18 protein-coding genes and 1 other RNA gene are annotated in these 19,764 nt (G+C 60.2%); 9 read left to right on the top strand and 10 right to left on the bottom strand.

Annotated elements, in window-relative coordinates:
• Positions 1 to 43: 43 nt before the first annotated feature.
• The 7 genes from C8D72_RS14285 to ffs form a co-directional block, all read right to left on the bottom strand.
• A complete protein-coding gene (locus C8D72_RS14285; RefSeq protein ID WP_115855076.1) occupies positions 44 to 493 on the bottom strand; it encodes a YcgN family cysteine cluster protein in 450 nt (149 codons plus the stop codon).
• 42 nt (positions 494 to 535) lie between these two features.
• Positions 536 to 850 carry a YcgL domain-containing protein gene (locus tag C8D72_RS14280; RefSeq protein WP_115855075.1) on the bottom strand — a complete coding sequence of 105 codons (315 nt, stop codon included), beginning with the start codon at positions 848 to 850 and terminating at the stop codon, positions 536 to 538.
• Between the two features lie 27 nt (positions 851 to 877).
• Positions 878 to 2,032 carry a ribonuclease D gene (rnd, locus tag C8D72_RS14275; RefSeq protein ID WP_115855074.1) on the bottom strand — a complete coding sequence of 385 codons (1,155 nt, stop codon included), beginning with the start codon at positions 2,030 to 2,032 and terminating at the stop codon, positions 878 to 880.
• A 127-nt stretch (positions 2,033 to 2,159) separates the two neighbouring features.
• Positions 2,160 to 2,771 carry a recombination mediator RecR gene (recR, locus tag C8D72_RS14270; RefSeq protein ID WP_115855073.1) on the bottom strand — a complete coding sequence of 204 codons (612 nt, stop codon included), beginning with the start codon at positions 2,769 to 2,771 and terminating at the stop codon, positions 2,160 to 2,162.
• Positions 2,772 to 2,785: 14 nt separating this feature from the next.
• The gene (locus C8D72_RS14265) at positions 2,786 to 3,112 is read right to left on the bottom strand and encodes a YbaB/EbfC family nucleoid-associated protein (protein WP_115855072.1); all 327 of its coding nucleotides are present in this window, start codon (positions 3,110 to 3,112) and stop codon (positions 2,786 to 2,788) included.
• Positions 3,113 to 3,162: 50 nt separating this feature from the next.
• On the bottom strand, positions 3,163 to 5,301 hold the full coding sequence (gene dnaX / locus C8D72_RS14260) for a DNA polymerase III subunit gamma/tau (protein ID WP_115855071.1): 2,139 nt from the start codon (positions 5,299 to 5,301) through the stop codon (positions 3,163 to 3,165).
• 256 nt (positions 5,302 to 5,557) lie between these two features.
• Positions 5,558 to 5,654, bottom strand: an RNA gene (ffs, locus tag C8D72_RS14255) — signal recognition particle sRNA small type.
• A 193-nt stretch (positions 5,655 to 5,847) separates the two neighbouring features.
• On the opposite strand from ffs, the gene C8D72_RS14250 reads away from it, so the two are divergent.
• From C8D72_RS14250 to C8D72_RS14235, 4 genes are all read left to right on the top strand, one after another.
• Entirely contained in the window at positions 5,848 to 6,516 is a 669-nt protein-coding gene (locus tag C8D72_RS14250) for a response regulator transcription factor (protein ID WP_115855070.1), read from the top strand.
• A 3-nt stretch (positions 6,517 to 6,519) separates the two neighbouring features.
• Positions 6,520 to 7,887 (top strand): sensor histidine kinase, encoded by a 1,368-nt coding sequence (locus tag C8D72_RS14245; RefSeq protein WP_115855069.1) that lies wholly within the window; start codon positions 6,520 to 6,522, stop codon positions 7,885 to 7,887.
• On the top strand, positions 7,887 to 8,993 hold the full coding sequence (locus C8D72_RS14240) for an ABC transporter substrate-binding protein (protein ID WP_115855068.1): 1,107 nt from the start codon (positions 7,887 to 7,889) through the stop codon (positions 8,991 to 8,993). Before C8D72_RS14245 ends, C8D72_RS14240 begins: the two co-directional genes overlap by 1 nt.
• Before the next feature lie 70 nt (positions 8,994 to 9,063).
• Positions 9,064 to 9,825, top strand: coding sequence for a TlyA family RNA methyltransferase (locus C8D72_RS14235; RefSeq protein WP_115855067.1), 762 nt, complete (start codon positions 9,064 to 9,066; stop codon positions 9,823 to 9,825).
• Between the two features lie 6 nt (positions 9,826 to 9,831).
• Here C8D72_RS14235 and mscK read toward each other — a convergent pair whose 3' ends face one another.
• Positions 9,832 to 13,227, bottom strand: a complete 3,396-nt coding sequence (mscK, locus tag C8D72_RS14230; protein ID WP_245955271.1) for a mechanosensitive channel MscK — start codon at positions 13,225 to 13,227, stop codon at positions 9,832 to 9,834.
• A 210-nt stretch (positions 13,228 to 13,437) separates the two neighbouring features.
• On the opposite strand from mscK, the gene C8D72_RS14225 reads away from it, so the two are divergent.
• The 4 genes from C8D72_RS14225 to C8D72_RS14210 all read left to right on the top strand — a co-directional run bounded on the left by C8D72_RS14225 (position 13,438) and on the right by C8D72_RS14210 (position 15,456).
• Positions 13,438 to 14,343, top strand: coding sequence for a phospholipase A (locus C8D72_RS14225; protein ID WP_115855066.1), 906 nt, complete (start codon positions 13,438 to 13,440; stop codon positions 14,341 to 14,343).
• Positions 14,344 to 14,436: 93 nt separating this feature from the next.
• Entirely contained in the window at positions 14,437 to 14,763 is a 327-nt protein-coding gene (locus tag C8D72_RS14220; RefSeq protein ID WP_115855065.1) for an ElaB/YgaM/YqjD family protein, read from the top strand.
• Entirely contained in the window at positions 14,763 to 15,188 is a 426-nt protein-coding gene (locus C8D72_RS14215; protein ID WP_115855064.1) for a phage holin family protein, read from the top strand. Before C8D72_RS14220 ends, C8D72_RS14215 begins: the two co-directional genes overlap by 1 nt.
• On the top strand, positions 15,175 to 15,456 hold the full coding sequence (locus C8D72_RS14210) for a YqjK family protein (protein WP_115855063.1): 282 nt from the start codon (positions 15,175 to 15,177) through the stop codon (positions 15,454 to 15,456). The genes C8D72_RS14215 and C8D72_RS14210 overlap by 14 nt, the downstream gene beginning before the upstream one ends.
• Before the next feature lie 46 nt (positions 15,457 to 15,502).
• On the opposite strand, the gene C8D72_RS14205 is transcribed toward C8D72_RS14210, so the two are convergent.
• Both C8D72_RS14205 and gnd read right to left on the bottom strand, forming a co-directional pair.
• Complete coding sequence (locus C8D72_RS14205) at positions 15,503 to 16,684, bottom strand: BaiN/RdsA family NAD(P)/FAD-dependent oxidoreductase (protein WP_115855062.1); 1,182 nt, start codon at positions 16,682 to 16,684, stop codon at positions 15,503 to 15,505.
• Between the two features lie 96 nt (positions 16,685 to 16,780).
• A complete protein-coding gene (gnd, locus tag C8D72_RS14200) occupies positions 16,781 to 17,887 on the bottom strand; it encodes a phosphogluconate dehydrogenase (NAD(+)-dependent, decarboxylating) (RefSeq protein ID WP_170140612.1) in 1,107 nt (368 codons plus the stop codon).
• A 244-nt stretch (positions 17,888 to 18,131) separates the two neighbouring features.
• Here gnd and C8D72_RS14195 point away from each other — a divergent pair, with 244 nt between their 5' ends.
• Complete coding sequence (locus C8D72_RS14195) at positions 18,132 to 19,403, top strand: acyltransferase family protein (RefSeq protein WP_115855060.1); 1,272 nt, start codon at positions 18,132 to 18,134, stop codon at positions 19,401 to 19,403.
• The last annotated feature ends 361 nt before the right edge of the window (positions 19,404 to 19,764 follow it).

Raw genomic sequence — 19,764 nt, 5'->3', positions numbered from 1 at the left:
TTTTTTGAACACCACATGCCGACTACCGGTTTCCCTGAAACCATCAGGACTGGCAGGGCATCACGGCGATGATGTAGTCCTCATAATCCCTCTCGGGGACAACCGCTTCACTGACGGCCATGCCGTGCATGCTGACACTGGCCTTGCGCGCGCCGGCTGCGTCTCCACTGCGCAACGGATGCCATTTGGGCAACGGTTTTGACTGCGCAAGGCGCCGATAGCCACAGGTCTCCGGCAACCAGTGAAACGCGCGCACCCGCTCCGGCGTCAGCTGCAGACAGTCCGGCACCTTGTCGAAGCGGTGCTCGTAATCGCTGCAGCGGCAGGCATGCGTATCAAACAGTCGACAGGCGACCGACAGCGTCACGATCTCCTGGCTTTCTTCATCTTCGAGTCTGACCAGGCAGCACTGTCCGCAGCCATCGCAGACGGCTTCCCATTCGCTGGGCGTCAGTTCCTCAAGCGAAAATCTTTCCCAAAAACGCTCACGCATACTGCTCTCCCACCCCCCCTGTCAGGTCTGCCAGAACGCCCGTCAGGACACCGGCCCGTGATCGTCGGCGCTGGCGCTGACATCAAAGGCAAGGTCACGCGTTCGTGCATCACCTCCCGGCGGCATCTGCAGGTAATACCCCTTCTCCTTCAGGGCCTCGATGACCCGAGTGGTCTCCACCCGCGCCAGCGTTCGCTCCGGCGTCATGACCATTATCATGATCGACTGCGGGGTGCCAAAGCCTGCCAGCAGCTCCTGAGGCACCACTTCCAGCCCGCGGGTACGGTCCACATAGAGAAACATCTCTTCATGGCGCGCACTCTTGTAGATCTGACACAAAAGCGGTGTCGGGGTCATGATGTTCTCCGCAAACGCATGGGCGTTTCAATGCTCATCAGAAGTAGAAGCAGGCGTACGACTCTTGCCTGAAAGGGCCGATATCAGGGCATCGTTGAGCACCTCCCCACGCCAGCCGCCCAGACAGGGCCAGTCGGTACGCTGAAGATCCGCGCTGATCCAGCGCTCCAGCTCTCGACGTGTCACCAGCACTTCTCCCGGCAGTGACAGTGCGCCGGCACGCTCGTTGACCGCAGTTTTTAGCGCCTTCATGCGCTTTTTATAGGCATCACTGATGGGAGAAGGCAAGGCAGTGGGCAGCACGGACTCATCCAGCAGGGCGGCTTCCTGAACCAGGGCCAGCAGCGTATCGCCTTCCCGCTTGATCAGGGTGGGCTTGATGCCATCCACCCGGGAAATCTCATAGCGATTGGCCGGCAGCGCCGCAGCGATTTCCATCAGGATCGCGTCGCTGGCCAGCCAGTTGCGCGGCAGATTGCGCTCGCGCACGGCACGTTCACGCCAGACACACAGCCGCTGGAAAGCGGCCAGCTGACGAGGCTCCAGCCGCCAGGCGTTACGATGGCGCAGGTACCAGCGCTCATCATCGCGCACCCCTCGCGCCGCCTCGACCAGCGCATGGCAATCCTCGAGCAGCCACTCAAGGCGGTTCTGCTCGCGAAGACGATCCTGCTGGCGCTGCCAGATCAGAGGCAGCCAGACCACATCCAGCGCGGCATAGCGACACTGCTCCTCGCTCAGCGGGCGCTGCAGCCAGTTGGAGCGGGTCTCCCCCTTGGGGACATGCTGCTCTACCCAGTAATCCACCAGGCGCTGATAGCTGATGGAGCTCTCCTCGCCGACCAGGGCGTGGGCCAGTTGGGTATCCACGACCGGAGCGGGAACGTCCCCTGCCCAGAGCGTGAAGATCTCCATGTCTTCACTGCAGGCGTGCAGTATCTTCAGCGGCCCGGCATCACCCAGCAGTGCGCGCAGTGAGGCCGTGGGTGCCACCACGGTCGGGTCGATCAGATAGACCACATCGGCATCCCCCAGCTGAATCAGCGCAGGCACCGGATAAAAAGTGGTTTCACGCATAAATTCGGTATCTACACCGATGACCTCGCGGGTGGCGAGATCGGCACAGGCGCGCTCGAGTGCCTCTTCGGTTTCGATAAAGTGCCAGGTTACGTCAGTGGGCATGGTCATTCCGTCTACAGCTGCCCGCCGGCACATTGGCCAACAGGTAATAAAGTAAAACAAGCCGCACAGCGGCTTGTCGCATCCATGATGTTCGTGCCTGCAGGGGTGAGCGTCATCACATCGGTTGCTAGCCCTGCTCGCCAAAGGGCTGGCGCCCCATGAAAGCACGCGACAGCGTCCCGCCGTCCACGTATTCGAGCTCGCCCCCCATGGGGACACCGTAGGCCAGCCGCGAACAGCGCACGCCCAGTGCGCGAAGCTGCTCGGCGATATAGTGCGCGGTGGCCTCACCTTCCACAGTCGGGTTGGTGGCAAGAATCAGCTCTTCGATCTGTCGCTGGTGCACCAGCGCTTCAAGCTGATCCAGTCCCAGATCGCCCGGGCCAATGCCGTCGATGGGCGAGAGATGCCCATGCAGCACGAAATAGCGGCCGTGAAAGCCGCCGGCCTCCTCGATGGCCAGAAGGTCTGCCGGAGACTCCACCACACACAGGGCGCGATCATCACGGCGCGCATCGTCGCAGATACTGCACTGCTGGCTTTCTGTCAGGTTACGACAGCGCTCGCAGTAGCCCACTTTCTCAAGCGCCTCGCCCAGCACCTCCGCCAGCCGGCGTCCGCCCTCGCGGTCACGCTCCAGCAGATGAAAGGCCATGCGCTGCGCGGTGCGTGGGCCGACGCCCGGCAGCACCCGCAGCGTTTCGAGCAAACGATCGATCAGCGGTGAAAATGTCGCCATGAATGATATCTATCCTAGAACGGCATCTTGAAGCCGGGCGGCAGGTTCATGCCTTCCGTGACTTCTTCCATCCGGGTGCGCGAGTTGACTTCCACCTTGCGCACCGCATCGTTGACTGCCGCTGCCAGCAGGTCTTCAAGAAATTCCTTCTCTTCCTGCATGATGGCCGGATCGAGCTCGATCGATGTGACATCATGGCGACCGTTCATGGTCACCTTGACCATGCCGGCACCGGACTCACCATGCACTTCGGTGTCAGCAATTTCTTCCTGCACCTTTTGCATCTTGTCCTGCATTTCCTGAGCCTGCTTCATCAGGTTACCCATGCCACCTTTCATCATGATTGCCTCCCTCGAGAGCCGTTGAGTCAAACCGTTATCGATAGGTACGTTCAGTTGCCGCCGCCAGCATTATCCTGCTCGAACGAGGTGACGCTGCGCTCCAGCAACCGGGCACCGAAAACGTCCTGCAGGGACTGAATATGCGGGTCATCACGCAAGGCTTCAATGGCGCGCTGCAATCGCGCCTGTTCGAGGCGGGCACGGCGGCGTGCCGGGGTTTCGATCTGTTCATCGATCTCCCCTACCTCGATGGACACCCGGCGTGACAGGCCACGCGCCGCCAGTGCCTTTTCAAGACGCTCGCGATGCACTTCTGCATTCATGGCACTCTGGGAATGATGCAGCCACATGCCAAGCTGTTCCCCGTCATCATGGCGGACAACGCAGTTGGCCACCAGGTTGCCCGTCATGCCGGAAAGCCCCAGCCCGGGAAAGAGTTCGAGCCAGCGAGCGTTGTCGATCGGCGTGTGATCCGCCTCGACCGGCAGAGCGCGAGCACCCTCGGATGCCGTCTCATTATCCGGCGCCGGCATTTCTGGTGCCTCCAGCGTCTCCGGCGATGACTCGCCCGAAAGGCCATCAACCATCGCCTCCAGCGCACTGGCCTGCCCGGCGGCATTATCGCCAACCGCTTCGTTCATGTACTCATCAAGCGCATCGTCCTGCTCATCATCGGCGGCAGGCGCGGCACCAAAGAGCGCCTGACGCGTATCCGCCACCTCCGGCTCGTCCGGGACGACCGTTGGCTGAACGGTATCGGCAGGGGCAGTTTCACCTGCTTCTGCCTGCAACGCTTCACCATAGGCAGCACTCTCGGCAGCATCTGCCAGCGAGACAGCGGCATCATCATCATTCCAGGGCGGCGCCGGTGCAGGGGCAACCGGAGGTTCAACCGGGTCTGACGGTTCGGCAGGTGCCGCCGAGGCCGATGGCTCTGCCTCGGCCGGCTCGCTCCGTTCCGGGGCCTGCGCCTGCGCGCTATCCGACACGGCAGCATCATCGGCAGGCGCCGCCTGCGAAGATGCGCTTTCTTCGTGACTGGTCGGTGGCGTCGACGACGCAGCGCCCTGGATCGGCAGCGGCTTGTGTTCCGGGGCAGGCGCCCCCTGGGGTCGGAAGGCCAGCATGCGCAGCAGCGTCATCTCCAGCGCCGTTCGCTGCTCCGGTGCGTTGTCCATGTCGCCCCGGCCGTTGAGCGCAATCTGATAGTAGAGCTGCACATCCTCGGGCGTGAAATGGGCGGCAAGCGCGACCAGCGCCTCGCGATCGCCCTGGGCGTTGTCCAGCGCGGCCGGCACCATCTGTGCAATCGCCAGACGGTGAAAGACACCGCACAGGGCATCCAGCACCCCGGCAAAGTCCGGGCCCTGCTCGGCCAGATGGGCCACGCGCGCCAGCACATCGGCGGCGTCACCGCCTGCCAGCGACTCGGCCAGCGCCAGAATCTGGCGATGATCGAGGGTGCCGAGCATCGCGATGACATCGTTTTCGCGCACCTCACCGTGGCCAAAGGCAATGGCCTGATCGGTCAGCGACATGGCATCGCGCATGGAGCCATCAGCCGCGCGTCCCAGCAACCAGAGGGCCGCAGCATCAAAGGCGGTCTGCTCCTGGGTGAGCACGTGGTCGAGATGATCGACGATGCGCTCAGGGGTCATGCGCTTGAGGGCAAACTGCAGACAGCGCGACAGCACCGTGATGGGCAGCTTTTGCGGGTCGGTGGTCGCCAGCAGAAAACGTACGTGCGGAGGCGGCTCTTCCAGCGTTTTCAACAGCGCATTGAAGCTGTGCGTCGACAGCATGTGCACCTCGTCAATGAGGTACACCTTGTAGCGCCCCTGAGTGGGCGCATACTGGACGTTATCGAGCAGTTCGCGGGTATCTTCAACGCGGGTACGTGAGGCGGCATCCACCTCGATCAGATCCACAAAACGTCCCTGATCGATGTCCTGACAGGTCCGGCACTGGCCGCACGGCAGTGACGTCACGCCGGTTTCACAGTTCAGGCATTTGGCCAGAATGCGGGCCAGCGTGGTCTTGCCCACCCCGCGCGTGCCGGTAAACAGATAGGCATGATGCAATCGCCCCTGGTCAAGCGCGTTGACCAGCGCACGGCTGACATGCTCCTGCCCTATCAGCTCGTGAAATGTGCGCGGCCGCCATTTGCGGGCCAGTACCTGATAGCTCATGCAGCGCTATAGCCTGTAATCAAAGCGGTGGAGTGTCGACGCATGGAAAGGGTCGTCGATTGGATGGATAGGCTGCCCATTCTATCGACTGAGCGCACACGCGCCAATCAATCCCTGCCATCGGTCACGACGTCAGCCCTGCGGGACCGCATTGCCAGGCAAGGGGAAACACACGACACAGCACAGGATTGCCGACCAGGAGTCGTCATCGGAAAGGGTAATACGAGGAGGATCACTTTCAGGAAAGGGTGGCGACCCTCAACAGCCACATCCCGGCACACGCATCCATCACTACCGTTGCTCCCTTCCGGGCCTGGCGGGGTTCGCGATATCGCGTTGCGAGAGGACCATCGAGGGTCACCATCACCGGATGTCAGGGCATGTTATCTGCCGGCCGCTGGCCAGCCCCCGATCAACCGAGCGCGCATGGTAGCAGCATGACTTCCCTCATCGCAAGCGATGCCGCTACATGATCAGGACAGTCGTGATGGGTGGGTCGTCCAGGGTAGACTGACGCCCTTTCCGTTTTGTTGCTGCGGAGCCTTCATGGCGCTACTGCTCATCGAGGATGACGTGCTGCTGGCACAGACTCTTGAAACCCTGCTGCGTGACCATGACGATCAGCTGGAGGTCATCACACGCGGTGATCACGCCTGCGATCACCTCGCCACACCCCGAAAGCTCGATCTGGTGATTCTGGATCTGAACCTGCCCTGGCGCAGCGGCCTTGATGTGCTGACCACGCTGCGCCGGCACGATACCCGCACCCCCGTGCTGATTCTGACGGCGCGCGCCTCGGTGGAGGATCGTGTGGCGGGGCTGGATCTGGGCGCCGATGATTATCTGACCAAGCCCTTCTCGCTCAGCGAATTCGAGGCCCGGGTACGTGCGCTTCTTCGCCGCGCACGACCGGCTGCCCCTGACACACTGGCGCTGGGACAGCTGGTGCTGCATGTGCCCACCCAGCGCCTTGAGCTGAACCGCACGGCACTGGAACTTCCCACCCGCGAGCAGCGCCTGCTGGCCTGTCTGCTGCGCCACGCCGAGCAGATCATCAGCCGCGCCGATCTGATGTCCGAGGCCTTTGGTGGTGACGACACCCTGCGTGACAACGCCTTGGAGGTTTATGTACACCGCCTGCGCCGGCGTCTTGAAGGCAGCGACCTTCACATTCGTACCGTGCGTGGCATGGGCTATCGTCTGGAACTGCGCTGAGCCATGACGTCCGCACCCAGCCTTCATCGGCGCCTTTTGGGCGGGCTCGCCCTGCTGTTGCTGCTCACCTGCATCCTGCTGCTGCTTCAGTCCTGGTACAGCGCACAGCGCAGCGCCGACCGCGCCCATGATCGTCTGCTGGCGTCGGCGGCCCAGGTCATGAGCGACCACGTGGGCTGGCGCGATGATCGCCTCTGGTTTGATGTGCCCGCCTCGGCGTTGAACATGCTGGCACCACACGGCGACGAACGCGTCTTTTATGCGCTCGTCGATCACGAGGGCAACCCCGTCAGTGGCAATGCCGATCTCGCAGCACTGATGGCACCCTTGCCCGCACCGGGTGCCTTTCAGGCCGGCCCGGCGACTCTCAACGGCCGATCGCTGCGCGTCGGCGCACTGGGCGCCCGCCTGACCGGCTGGCACCACCGCGAACCCTATACCCTGCTGGTGGCCCATACGCTGGAGGCGCGACGCGCCATGACCTGGCAGCTTTTTCGCGACAGCAGCCTGCGTCTGGCCGGCATCGTGGTGCTGGCCCTGGCAGGGCTGGTGATGACCCTGCGCCTGGCCCTGCGTCCGCTGAAAGACCTGCGTACACGGCTCAAGGCCCGCACGGCACACGATCTCTCCCCGATTGATGTGACCGTACCGCGCGAACTGGAAGAACTTCTCGCCGCCCTCAACGCCCTGCTGGCCCGCCAGCGTCAGGTACGCGTTCACGAACAGCGCTTCATTGGCGACGCCTCTCATCAGCTGCGCACGCCGCTGGCCGGTATCGCGGCCAGCGCCGAGCTGGCCCTTAGAAGTGATGACACGAATCGCTGGCAGCAGGCCCTGCACGAGATCCAGACCGGCACGCGTCGGGCCACCCGTCTGGCCGAGCAGCTTTTATCGCTGACACGCCTTTACTCCCCGCAGGCACCCCTTGCGCGGGCACCGGTGGCGCTGGACACGCTGGCCCGCGAATCGCTGATCCGCTTTCTGCCCACCGCTGACAGCCGCGGTATCGATCTGGGACTGGCCGAACACTGCCCGCCCCTGTCAGTCGATGCCGACCGCTGGCAGGTTGAAGAGGCCCTGAGCAATCTGATCGACAACGCCCTGCGCCACGCCCGCAGCCGTGTCACCGTGGGCATCGATGCCGCCGGCCGAGTGCTGTATGTCGAGGATGATGGCCCGGGTATCAGCGACTCGGCTCAGGCCGATGCCCTGCGCCCCTTTCACAGCGATCAGGCACAGGGCGGCGGTAGCGGCCTGGGGCTTGCTATTGCCGATGGTGTGGCGCAAGCCCACGGCGGCCACATGATCATGCATCGCCGGCCGGAAGGTGGCTTCATGATCGGTCTGCATCTGCCCGGAGAAACCTCCTGATGCCGAGGCTTTTCAGGACCCTGCAGCGCATCGTGGTCATCGGGATAGTGCTGGCCCTCGCGACGACGGCCGGCGCCGAGGAACCTCCCGTCTCATCGCCGGGCCAGCGTCACTTCCCCGGCAGCGGCAGCGAGCGCCTCAACATTCAGGGTGTGGTGGAAGCCGATGTCCTGCATCCGGTGCTCGAGGCCTTCCATCAGCGCTATCCGCAGATCACGCTGAACTATCGCGACGCCTCGCGCGGCGCTCGCCAGCCGTCTGCCGGGATACCGGCCGACGTCGATCTTTTGATGTCCTCGGCCATGGCGCAGCAGTATCAACTGGCCAACGGCGGTAACGCCCAGCCGCTGGGCCGCGGCGTCATCAACCCTGCCTGGCCGGAGAGCGCTCGCTGGCGTGATGAGCTGATCGGGCTGACCCATGAACCACTGGTGATGGTCTATCGCCGCGAGCTTGCCGATATTGCACCGCCGCCCGTGGACCACGCAGGCCTGCTGGCGCTTTTGAATCAGGAAAGCGCGGCGTTGGCAGGGCGCGTGGCCACCTACGATCCGGCGCGAAGCCCGACCGGCTTCATGGCGGTGGCTCAGGACATGGCGCGCTCACAGGAGGCCTGGGGGCTGTTCGAGGCCATGGGGGCAGCCGATACGCAGCTGCTTGATTCAACGACAGCCATGCTCGAAGGGCTGATCGAGGGGCGCTATCTGATCGGCTACAACCTGATCGGCTCCTACGCCCGTCGCGTCGTACGCGAACATTCTGAACTGGTGCTGCAGGTGCCCACCGATTACGCACTGGCGCTGCAGAGACTGGCCCTGATTCCAACCACGGCCCCGCACCCCGAAACGGCCCGACGCTTTCTGAGCTTTATTACGTCAAGACAGGGCCAGCAGATCATGACCTCCCGGACGCCATTGGGCAGCCCGCTGCTGGCCCACAAGGACCCCGCGAAGACCAACGAATCGCTGGAGCCCATTCAACTGACGCCGGGCCTACTGGCCCTGATCGACCCGCTCAAGCGCGAAGCGCTGCTTCATCGCTGGCAGACGATCTTCACCCTTGGTGACGCTGTCGTCCCGCAGGCCGTTGAAGGCGAGGTAGAATAGGCTGTCTGAAGGGCCGTGCCGCTCGGCACGGCCACCACCTCTTGTATTGCAGGACAGAAACATGAGCAGGATGTTACGTGTCGATCAGCTGCTGGTCGCCCAGGCGCTGGTCCGTTCACGCACGCGCGCCCAGCGTCTGATTCGCCACGGCCGGGTACAGTTGATCGGCGATAGCCAGCCGCGCACCCTGACCCGGCCCAGCGAGAAACTGCCGGAAGAGAGTCGCTTTCATGTGGTGGAGGATCCCGAGGAGCGCTACGTCTCACGCGCAGGGCTCAAGCTCGAGGCGCTTCTCAACGCCACCAGCCTATCGCCTCAGGGGCTGACCCTGCTGGATGTAGGCCAGTCGACGGGCGGATTTACCGACTGCCTGCTCCAGCATGGCGCCGCGCGCGTGATCGGCATCGAGGTCGGCCATGATCAGCTGGATCCGCTGCTGCGCGAGGATGAGCGGGTGCACTGTCTGGAGGGCATCAACGCCCGCAACCTGCCGGATGACCGAATTCTGGCGCTGGCGCCCGAGGGGCTGGCTGGCGCCGTCATGGACGTATCGTTCATCTCCCAGACGCTGATCCTGCCCGAGCTGGCCCGACTGTTATCCAAAGGCGCGCACCTGCTCAGCCTGGTCAAGCCACAGTTCGAGCTTTCCCCCGAGCAGATTGGCAGCGGCGGCATCGTGCGCGATGCGCGCCACTTTGATCAGGTCGAGACGCGCCTGCGCACATGCTGCGCGCAGAACGGGTTCAGCCTGCACTACTGGGGCGACAGCCCGATCACCGGCGGTGACGGTAATCGGGAGTTTTTGATGCACGCCACACGCGCTTCTTGCTGAGGTCAATCAGGGCAGCTCGCCGGGCGTGGCATCGCCCGGCGAAGCGTCGCCCGGATCGCCATCGTGAGCGCTGCTGGCATGCGGTGACGGGCGACCGTCCCGCGTCGCCTTCTGCTGCACCAGACGCTTCTCGCCCTCTTCGTTGTGCAGCCAGACATCCATCTGCTGGAACGCCACGCGCAGGCCGTTGGACCGGAACTCGGCATCGACCCGGCGGTTGATCTCATCGGTCACCACAAGCCGGTCGATCAGCTCGTTGACGAACACCCGCAGCTCGAAGTTGAAGGCGTCCTGACTGTAGGCCATGCAGAACACCTGCGGCTCGGGATCGACCAGCACCTTGGGATGCTCATCGGCAATGCGCCGCAGGATGCGGTGGGCAAGGTCGAGATCGGTGCCATGGGCCACCCCGAAGGTCAGCACCACGCGCGTGATGTTGTCGGTCAGTGACCAGTTGATCAGCTGATCGGTGACGAAGGTCTTGTTGGGGATAATGATCTCCTTGCGATCAAAATCCGTCACCGTGGTGGCCCGGATACGAATCCGGCTGACCGTGCCATGCAGGTTGCCCAGCGTAATGGTGTCGCCAATCCGGATCGGCCGCTCGAACAAGATGATCAGACCCGAGATGAAGTTGGCAAAGATTTCCTGCAGACCGAAACCCAGACCCACCGAAAGCGCCGCCACCAGCCACTGCAGCTTGTCCCAGGTCACGCCCAGCGTGCCCAGAGCGGCCACGATACCGCCGCCGACAATGGTATAGGACAGCAGTGAGGTGACGGCATAGGCACTGCCCTGCTTGAGATTGAGCCGGGAGAGCACCATGACCTCCAGAAGCCCCGGCAGATTACGCGCCATGATCACCATTAGCCCGACGATAATCAGGGCGGTCATCACATCCGCCAGCGTGACCACATTGACAGCACCACCTGCCGCATCGCCCTCCTCGATCTGGCCGATGCTGACGTTATCGAGATAGGAGAGCACACCCAGCAGGTCGGCCCAGACCAGATACAGCACGCTGATGAAGATCAAAAACAGGATCAGCTTGGACAGGCGCAGCGACTGCTGATTGACCTGCTCCATGTCCAGCGGCGGCTCCTCGACAAGCTCCACACCGCTTTCGGCAGCACCGTCACGCCCCTGAGCGCGACGGCGCGTGACGGCGCGACGATAGGCCAGGCGCCGGGCGGCCACCGCCAGCCCCCGCACCACACTGGCCTCGACCAGAAGCCACAGCGCCAGAATATAGAGCGTCAGAATAAAGCGACCACACAGACGCAGCGCCGTGTATTCGTAGCCAAAGAGGATCATGCCGATCAGCGCCAGCGGCACCATGGCAAGCGTAATCCCCAGCAGCAGACGGAAAAGACGCACGCCCATCCATGGTACGTGGGCAAGAATCAGGCGCAGCATGAAAACGCTCATGCCCATCAGTCCCGCCAGCATGACCAGAAGCGCCAATGGCTGCTCGGCCAGCCGGCTATCGGCCTGTTCGGCGATACTGGCCACGACCACGACCGGCGCCACGCTGCAGCCCAGCCAGAAGATATTGCGCCGCAGTCGATCGACATAGGGCGCAGGCCAGTGAAAATGGCGCATTGCCACCCCGTCAGGCACCAGAAGCCGTCGGATGAGACCAAAGACCTGCAGGGCGAGCGCCAGCTGCAGCAGCGCCCGTCCCAGCGAGATGGCAAACCCTTCCCCGCCCAGCCACAGGGCAATACCCGCCGCCAGCAGGATCAGAGGCAGGGTTGATGAAAGAACGAGGTTGAGCGCGATCGCCCGGGGCGTATGAAGCTGCGTATCCCGCTTGAGGCGGCCGATCTGATTGTGCAGCTCCAATAGATAGGCCTTGATGCGGCGGCGAAAAAAGGCCATCAGCCCGGCCACAATCAATAAGGGGGCTGCCAGCAGTGCTTGTGGCGAGGGCAGTGCCCATAGCGATCGCAGGGTCTGTAGCCACTCCCCGCCCAGCAGCTGTTCCCCAAGGCGTTCCGGCAGGTCACCAAGCCACGACAGTCCCAGAGGCTGCCCGTTGGCGACCCAGAACAGCTGCTCTTCGATGGTGTCGCGCACCGAACGACTGATATCCAGAAGCTGCTGCTGATTGAGCTGCACATCAATGGCCCGGCTCAGCAGGTTGCCATATTCCCTGTCGAGCTGATCAAGCAGGTCCCGACGCATCTCCAGGGTCTGTAACAGTGCCTGGCGAGCCCGGGGTGGCAGGGGTTTTTCGACGTCAGAATGCTCCTCGATATAGCGCGCCGGATTGGTCAGTGCCTGGCGCGACTGGCCGACATCAAACTGACGCAGGCGCAGATCCCCGATCTCTTCCTGCAGGCTGCGCTGATTCTCGACATCCGGCAGCGAACCACGCTGCTGGCGCAGCACGCGTGACAGCAAAAGGCTGCCCCGCAGGGCCTGGATCTGTTCATTGAGCGTGCGCTCCACCTGACGCACCTGCTCGAGCCGGGCACGGGTATTGATGCCATCGCGAATCATCGTATTGGCGCGATCCGTGGTGCGCAAAAGCTCCTGGGCCAGCGCCTGATTCTGCGCTCGCGCCTCGTCCACCACCGGATTACTGACCCGATCACTTTCCCCCACGTGGGCCGCCTCGGCGATGGCCTGCTCGGAGGCGTCCCGACGCTTTTGATTGATCGCTTCCTGCAGCACCAGCAGCGCGTTCTGGTTGATATCGATCTGGCGCGCCAGGAGCTCTCGATGCACCTGGTTAACGTCACGCAATATCGTGCTGTTGGCCAGCTGACGCTGGCCCAGCTCGATGCTGGCCTCCAGCAGCGCCATGCGGGTATTGACCAGCTGTCGCCGCTCACTGCTCGGCGCATTGCCATCGCCTGAATCGAGTGAGTCGCCCAGCTGCTGCTGCTCGCGACGCGCATCGCTGATGGTGGCCTGTACCCGCTCCGGCAGGGTCTGGGCGCTGATCAGAGCACGCGTGACCTCACTGAGCTGTTCCTGCTGGCGCTGGAGATCCTCGACGGTGCTGCCCAGTCGCTGCTCGATCTGCTCAAGCGAGCTTCTTCCCAGTGCCTCGCTGTCCAGCGCCCGATCGCTTTCCAGTCCCTGCAGCTGATTCTGATACTGACGCCGCTGCCGATCGGCCTGATTGACCCGATCTTCAAGCGCTGCCTGTTCCTTTTGCGTCTTTTCCAGCGCCTCAAGGGCTTCACGCGTTTGGTTCAGCGTTTCCAGCGCCTGCTGATCGGCTGCGCTTTGAGGGTCATTGCCTTCGATCTGACCGATCTGCTCATCGATGGATTGGCGAGACGGTATGTCCTGCTCACCGGCCATCGCCCAAGGCGTCATCAGCCACAGCATCAATACCATTAAAAACAGCATGCCTCGGTGCACCGAGTCCGTGACGGGGGCTACCACGCTGGCCATACCTCACATGAATGAAGATCTCTGGATTAGAACTTCTCGCGTAGACATAATATCGATCCACGAGGAAATAACTAAAACGCTACCCGAGACTGCCGATAATGACGGTCATCTCGGCAGGGCCTGCCCCATCATGGGGCATGCCGAATTCAGGGCGCCATGATAAGCTCATCATGACGTCTGTCACCTCTGGAATGGATCTCTATGACTCATTGTGTTCAACGTCTGTTGCTGGCCCTGCTGCCATGCACGCTGATGTTCACTCCCCTGGCACATGCTGATACCGACGGCGATGACACGCTCAGCAGAGAACGCGATCGTCAGGCGCTGGAGCGTCAGGCCATGATGAATCCCGTGGCCATTACGGTGTACAAGCGCAACTATCTGATGCCCTACACCTACAACAGCCGTCCCAATGCCGAAAACTTCAATGAGATCGACGAGGCCGGCGTTGATCGGGGTGAAGTGAAATTCCAGTTCAGCGTCAAGGTGGGTATTCTGGACAACATCTTTGGCGACAACGGTGATCTCTATTTCGCCTATACCCAGCGCTCGTGGTGGCAGGCCTATAACGCTGACGCCTCGTCTCCCTTTCGTGAGACCAATTATGAGCCGGAAGTCTTTATAAGCTTTGACAACGATTATGACCTGGCCGGCTGGAACAATACGGCCAACCGGGTCGGGTTGCTGCATCAATCCAATGGTCGTTCCGACCCGCTGTCGCGCAGCTGGAACCGAATCTATCTGGACAGCATCTGGCAAAAGGGCAACCTGACACTGTCCGTAGCGCCCTTCTGGCGTATTCCTGAATCCAGCAGCAACGATGACAACCCTGATATCGAAGACTATGTCGGATACGCCGATGTTACGGTGGGCTATCTGTTCGACAATCAGCACGAAATCACGCTGCTGACCCGCGGCAATCCCGCCAAGGGCCATTTCGGCAATCAGCTGGATTACTCCTTTCCGCTCCATGGCAAGATCAGGGGTCTGGTGCAGTATTATGAGGGCTACGGTGAAAGCATGATTGATTACAATCACTACAATCGCCGGATCGGTATTGGCTTTTCACTTAACACGTCGTTTCTGGGTATACCGGACACCATTTGAAGCGTTAATCAAAACATAATGTCTTTACGTTGATGCCAACGCCCAGGCTGCTATGATAAAAATGCAATCTTATTGTCAACGGAGGGACGTAGCATGGCCATGAAGCCTATCAGGGATAATGACACCGACAGTCAGGAGCAACTGCGCGAGGATCTGCGTCAACTTTCGGGCACGATCGAGGAGTTGATGCACGCTACTGCCGATGACTCTCGCGAAAATGTTGCCCGCCTTCGTGAACGCGCAGAAGCCAAACTTGTAGAGACCCGGGAACGCCTGTCGGCCAGCGGCGAGCGTGTTCGCCATCAGGCGCAGGACAGCATGGAGTGTGCTGACCAGTATGTACGCAGCAACCCTTGGAAAAGTGTCGGCTACGGCGCAGCGATGGGTGTCGTGGTAGGCCTGATTCTCGGTCGCAGCTAATGTCTTCCGGTAGCGGCCCAGCCGAACGCGTTATCCTGGCCGCGCGGCGTCTTCTACAAAACCTTCTGGATACCGGCGAGACGCGCTTGCGTCTTGCTGTTATCGAGCTTCAGGAAGAACGCGCAAGGCTTTTTTCGCTGCTTCTGCTGGCAGGCATTGCCCTGCTGCTGTTTGCCTTTGGCATCGGCATGCTGATGCTGCTGATCATCGTGGCCTTCTGGCAGGATCACCGCCTGATGGCGATCGGCATCGCAGCTGCAGTACTGATTCTGTCAGGACTTCTGGTATCGCTACGTGTACGCGCCATCTCGCGTGAACCAAGTCTGCTGCGTTCAACGCTTGCACGCTTTAGTGAAGACAAGGAACTGCTGGATCAAACGCGTATCGACCACACCCGTGTGGGAGAACGGCATGAAGAAAAATGAACTGGCAGCCCGGCGCCATCGCTTTGAACAGCGCATCATACAGGAGCGCCTTCAGATAGCCGGCGCCGTGCGTGACTGGCGTGAATCAACGGCGCCGATCGATCAGGGATGGCAGCAGCTTGCCCGTTACAAGGGCCCGATCCTGCTGGGCTCAGGGCTTCTCGTGACCATGCTGTCACGTAACAAGGGTCGCGTGGGCCGACTTTTCAAGCGCTCCGTTGTTGTTTATACGATGGCGCGACGTGCCAAAAAGATGATCGGCCGCTAGCCATGATCATGTTGTTTCAGGGTTGGCGTTTTCCTGTGTGCAGGCCTTAAAGAGCCTGCGCACAGGCATACCCCGAAGCCCACGCCCACTGAAAGTTGAATCCTCCCAACTGCCCCGTCACATCAAGGGCCTCCCCAATAAAGTGCAGTCTTGGTCGGTTTTGCACGGCAAAACTCTTTGACGAGATGGCGCGGGTGTCAATGCCCCCGATGGTGACCTCTGCCGTACGCCATCCCTCGGTTCCTGCCGGCTTGATCGTAAAGTCCGTGATCTGTCTGGACAGTGTTTCAAGCTTCTGGTTGCTGTAATCCGCCATGATGCCGGAAAGTCCCAGCCACTCTTCCAGTGCCTGCGCCAGCCTTTTGGGCAGATGCTCGCCCAGCCAGCCGCCCAGCGTTCTTTTGGGAGCATCCTGTCGCACTCCCTTGAGCGTGGCAGACAGATCATCCACCTCAGGCAACCAGTTGATGTGGATCTCTTTACCGCCCTGCCAGTGACTCGATGCCTGCAAAATGGCAGGCCCCGAGAGGCCGCGATGCGTCAATAACGTCGCGTCACGATAGTGAGCTTCACCACATCGCACGATGGTCGATGCCGAAACACCTGATAGCGCTGCCATGCGCTCCTTCCACGGCATATCCAGTGTCAATGGCACCAGCGCCGGACGAGGTGTAATGACGTCAAGGCCATACTGACGTGCAATGTCATAGGCAAATCCGGTGGCACCCAGTGTCGGAATGGAAAGACCGCCGGTCGCCACGACCAGCCGGTCAGCAAGGATCTGACCTGTTGATGTCACGAGCTCGACGCCCTCTTCCGCGACGTCGACATGCTCGACGGATGTCGACAGTCTGAGCTCCACCCCGGCCCACTGACACTCGGTCAAAAGCATATCCACGATGGGCTGACTGGAGTCGGCACAAAATAGCTGACCCGGTGCCTTTTCGATTGGCTCGATGCCGTGACGTTCCACCATTTCCACGAAATCGGCCGGCGTATAGCGCTTTAACGCAGAAATGGTGAAATGCGGATTACGGGAGAAAAAATGACCCGGGGCGGTGGCCATGTTGGTGAAATTGCATCGCCCGCCCCCTGACATCAGTATTTTCTTGCCGGGGCGCTTGACGTGATCGAGCAACAGCACGCGCCTGCCGCGATAACCGGCCTGCAGGGCGCACATCATGCCTGCTGCACCAGCACCGATGATCACTACATCCCAGTGATTCATTCGCTTTTCATATCCTCATGAAGGGCCGCACGGGCATGTTTCAAAAGAGAAAGGGGCCGCAAAAGCGGCCCCTGTTCATTAAATGACGCCAAAATCTTATTCGTCAGGCGACATGGGCTTTTCCACATGGCCACCAAACTGCTGGCGCATGGCAGAGAGCAGCTTTTCGCCGTAAGTATTATCACTGCGCGAGCGAAACCGCGTAAAGAGTGCGCTGGTCAGCACGTTGGCAGGCACGGCCTCTTCAATGGCCGCCTCGATTGTCCAGCGCCCTTCACCGGAGTCGTTGACCTGGCCACTATACTGTTCCAGCTCGTGATCTTCAGACAGAGCAATCGAGGTAAGGTCCAGAAGCCATGAAGAGATAACACTGCCGCGACGCCACAGCTCGGCAATATCCGCCAGATCAAGATCATACCGCTCGCCTTCAGGTAGAGTCTCAAGGTTGCGGTTCTTGAGGATATCAAAGCCTTCCGCATAGGCCTGCATCATGCCGTATTCAATACCGTTGTGAACCATCTTGACGAAGTGACCCGAACCCACCGGACCGCAGTGCAGGTAACCTTCTTCGGCACGAGGATCAAACCGCTCTTTCTTGCGACCGGGCGTTTTGTCGATATCACCGGTACCGGGCGCCAGCGTGTTGAAAATGGGATCGAGGTTTTCAACGATATCCTTTTCACCGCCAATCATCAGGCAGTAGCCACGCTCTCGTCCCCACACGCCACCGGAAACCCCGACATCAACGTAGTGAAGGTCTTTTTCAGCAAGCTCGCGAGCGCGACGGACATCATCCTTGAAAAAGGCATTGCCGCCCTCGATCAAGGTGTCCCCCGGATCGAGCAAATCAGAGAGCTGACTGATGGTTGATTCGGTGATCTCGCCTGCAGGCAGCATCAACCAGATGCTACGCGGCGCGGGCAGTTTTTCCACCAGCGCCTGCAGGGAATCCGCGCTATCGGCACCATCCTTTTGAAGCGCCTCTCTTGCCTCGTCGCTGGTATCGAATACGGCGCATTCGTGACCGGCGTCCATCAGACGGCGAGTAATATTGCCGCCCATTCTGCCAAGACCAACAATTCCTAGTTTCACTGTCGCGCTCCCGTTTCGTTGCGAGTCAGACCGCCAGGCCCGACCACGTCGATATCGTGATAACGAGTCTAACAAAGGAGCCTGTTTCCTGCCTCTTGCCACGACTTGCATTACCCGAATACTGATAGTCCAGGACTATAGACACCTCTCTCAACTATGCCAATGTGTTCGGGCTTTTATATGAGCCTTAATGCGAACACGCGGGCGCGCAACATGGCACAGAGCGAGCATTCATAAAGCGCAAGCTATCAGTTAACGTACACCCTCAAGTTACGTTTTATAACTTAAAAATGCATTAAGTAACATTTTGACTGACATACCCGTCACCACAATCCCAACAGGGAGTGTTAGCTCTATGCACCGGGAAAAATTTATTGCTCTTGACTGGTTGCGTTTTGCACTGGCTATTTATCTGGTGCTATTCCATACCCTAAAGGAGTATGGCGACATCAGGGCCATACAGTGGATATACAGCAGCATGAGCCTGGGCTTTTATTCCACCAGTACCTTCTTTGTACTGTCCGGCTTTCTGTTGGCACATGTTTATATTGGCAGAAACCAGGGATGCAACCTCGATTACAAGCGCTTCTGGATCAAGCGATTCGCCTCGCTTTACCCCATTCACATTCTGGCGTTGATCATTGTGTTGCCGTTGGTCGTTATCAATGCCGGTGGTGTAACGCAGATTACCGTGACCCCCAACACCAATGACTGGGCCGAAGGCGGCAGCATTGCCTCGCACATGCTTGGTATGGGCGGCTTTCTAAGCAATCTTCTGCTGCATGTCAGCCTTTTGCATGCCTGGAGCCCGTTTTACACTACTTTCAATTTTGCGACCTGGTCACTTTCGGCCCTGTTTTTCTTCTATCTGGTCTTTCCCTTTATCGGGCCGGCCCTGGCACGCATTCACCGCCCGCTGCTGGCGCTGGTTGTTATCGGCCTCATTTACGCACTGCCGGCACTTTACATGTTCCTTGCCGGTATCAACGACAATGTCATCGCACATGGTCTCATGCACCGTAATCCCTTAATCCGACTTCCAGAGTTTCTGGCAGGCGTAGTGCTGCATCAGATCTATCTGCGTCACAAACTGCTGTTGGCCTCGCTTTTCAGTGCCAGGGGCACGCTGCTCTCGCTGGCCTTCATCCTGGGCTGCTTTGCACTGAGTGCCTGGATACATGCCGAAGTCAGGGGTGGCTGGTACTACCTGTTGCACAACGGCCTGCTCCTGCCCTCACAGCTGCTGCTGGTATTGATGTGCGCCTGGTTTCAACCCGACAGCAATACGGCTCAGGCAAGAGTGGCCACGCGGCTGGGGGTGGCATCGCTGTCCATCTTCGCATTGCACACCCCACTCAACATGATGTCTTCGAAGATCGAAAAGCTGATACTCGGGACCATCGAGATGCTTACCACCCAGGCGCCTGTCTCCGTATCATCAATGCTGAGCCTGGCAGGTGAACAAACACGGGAACTCTGGATGTATCCGTTCTTTCTGGCAGGCGTCGTAGTGGTTTGTGTGCTCTTCCAGGAACAGCTGGTTAACCGAATGCGCATGGCCATCCAGGAAAGAATCCTGGACAAGAAAAAGCGCAGCCGCCCCGGAATGTCTCATGGGCATGCCTGATACGGTCAGATTTGGGGAAAAGTGAAAAACGATCAGGTGCACATGAGAGGCATCTTCCAAGCTAAAATATTGTTACCAAAACAAACACATTGTGTAACAATATGAATACGTTGTTGGTGAACAACCACGACGGGATTTCAGGCCGGTAACGCACCCTCGCAGCCGGCCTTTTTTTATGTCTGAAATAAATTGAATGTCTTCCCTGCCCCTTCCAGACCGTGTGAACAGTTGCAAAAGCAAGCACATCCTTGTGCAGAAGGTTTTCCGTGACCATCCAGGCTTCCTGCCCACGCGCAGTGTCCGATATTTTCTTTAGCGATATTTGATGCACGTCAAGGCCCTACAAAGCGTTACCTTTGAC

The organism is Kushneria indalinina DSM 14324 (assembly GCF_003385845.1).
Taxonomy (GTDB): Bacteria; Pseudomonadota; Gammaproteobacteria; order Pseudomonadales; family Halomonadaceae; genus Kushneria; species Kushneria indalinina.
This window is presented reverse-complemented; position numbering and strand designations above follow the sequence as displayed.

Coding starts and splice junctions, on each gene's coding strand:
- C8D72_RS14205 (WP_115855062.1), bottom strand. CDS start 16,684: ATGAATCACTGGGATGTAGTGATCATCGGTGCTGGTGCAGCAGGCATG.
- C8D72_RS14285 (WP_115855076.1), bottom strand. CDS start 493: ATGCGTGAGCGTTTTTGGGAAAGATTTTCGCTTGAGGAACTGACGCCC.
- gnd (WP_170140612.1), bottom strand. CDS start 17,887: ATGCAAGTCGTGGCAAGAGGCAGGAAACAGGCTCCTTTGTTAGACTCG.
- C8D72_RS14245 (WP_115855069.1), top strand. CDS start 6,520: ATGACGTCCGCACCCAGCCTTCATCGGCGCCTTTTGGGCGGGCTCGCC.
- C8D72_RS14220 (WP_115855065.1), top strand. CDS start 14,437: ATGGCCATGAAGCCTATCAGGGATAATGACACCGACAGTCAGGAGCAA.
- C8D72_RS14225 (WP_115855066.1), top strand. CDS start 13,438: ATGACTCATTGTGTTCAACGTCTGTTGCTGGCCCTGCTGCCATGCACG.
- C8D72_RS14210 (WP_115855063.1), top strand. CDS start 15,175: ATGAAGAAAAATGAACTGGCAGCCCGGCGCCATCGCTTTGAACAGCGC.
- C8D72_RS14235 (WP_115855067.1), top strand. CDS start 9,064: ATGTTACGTGTCGATCAGCTGCTGGTCGCCCAGGCGCTGGTCCGTTCA.
- C8D72_RS14240 (WP_115855068.1), top strand. CDS start 7,887: ATGCCGAGGCTTTTCAGGACCCTGCAGCGCATCGTGGTCATCGGGATA.
- C8D72_RS14280 (WP_115855075.1), bottom strand. CDS start 850: ATGACCCCGACACCGCTTTTGTGTCAGATCTACAAGAGTGCGCGCCAT.
- C8D72_RS14195 (WP_115855060.1), top strand. CDS start 18,132: ATGCACCGGGAAAAATTTATTGCTCTTGACTGGTTGCGTTTTGCACTG.
- dnaX (WP_115855071.1), bottom strand. CDS start 5,301: ATGAGCTATCAGGTACTGGCCCGCAAATGGCGGCCGCGCACATTTCAC.
- C8D72_RS14250 (WP_115855070.1), top strand. CDS start 5,848: ATGGCGCTACTGCTCATCGAGGATGACGTGCTGCTGGCACAGACTCTT.
- C8D72_RS14215 (WP_115855064.1), top strand. CDS start 14,763: ATGTCTTCCGGTAGCGGCCCAGCCGAACGCGTTATCCTGGCCGCGCGG.
- recR (WP_115855073.1), bottom strand. CDS start 2,771: ATGGCGACATTTTCACCGCTGATCGATCGTTTGCTCGAAACGCTGCGG.
- rnd (WP_115855074.1), bottom strand. CDS start 2,032: ATGCCCACTGACGTAACCTGGCACTTTATCGAAACCGAAGAGGCACTC.
- C8D72_RS14265 (WP_115855072.1), bottom strand. CDS start 3,112: ATGATGAAAGGTGGCATGGGTAACCTGATGAAGCAGGCTCAGGAAATG.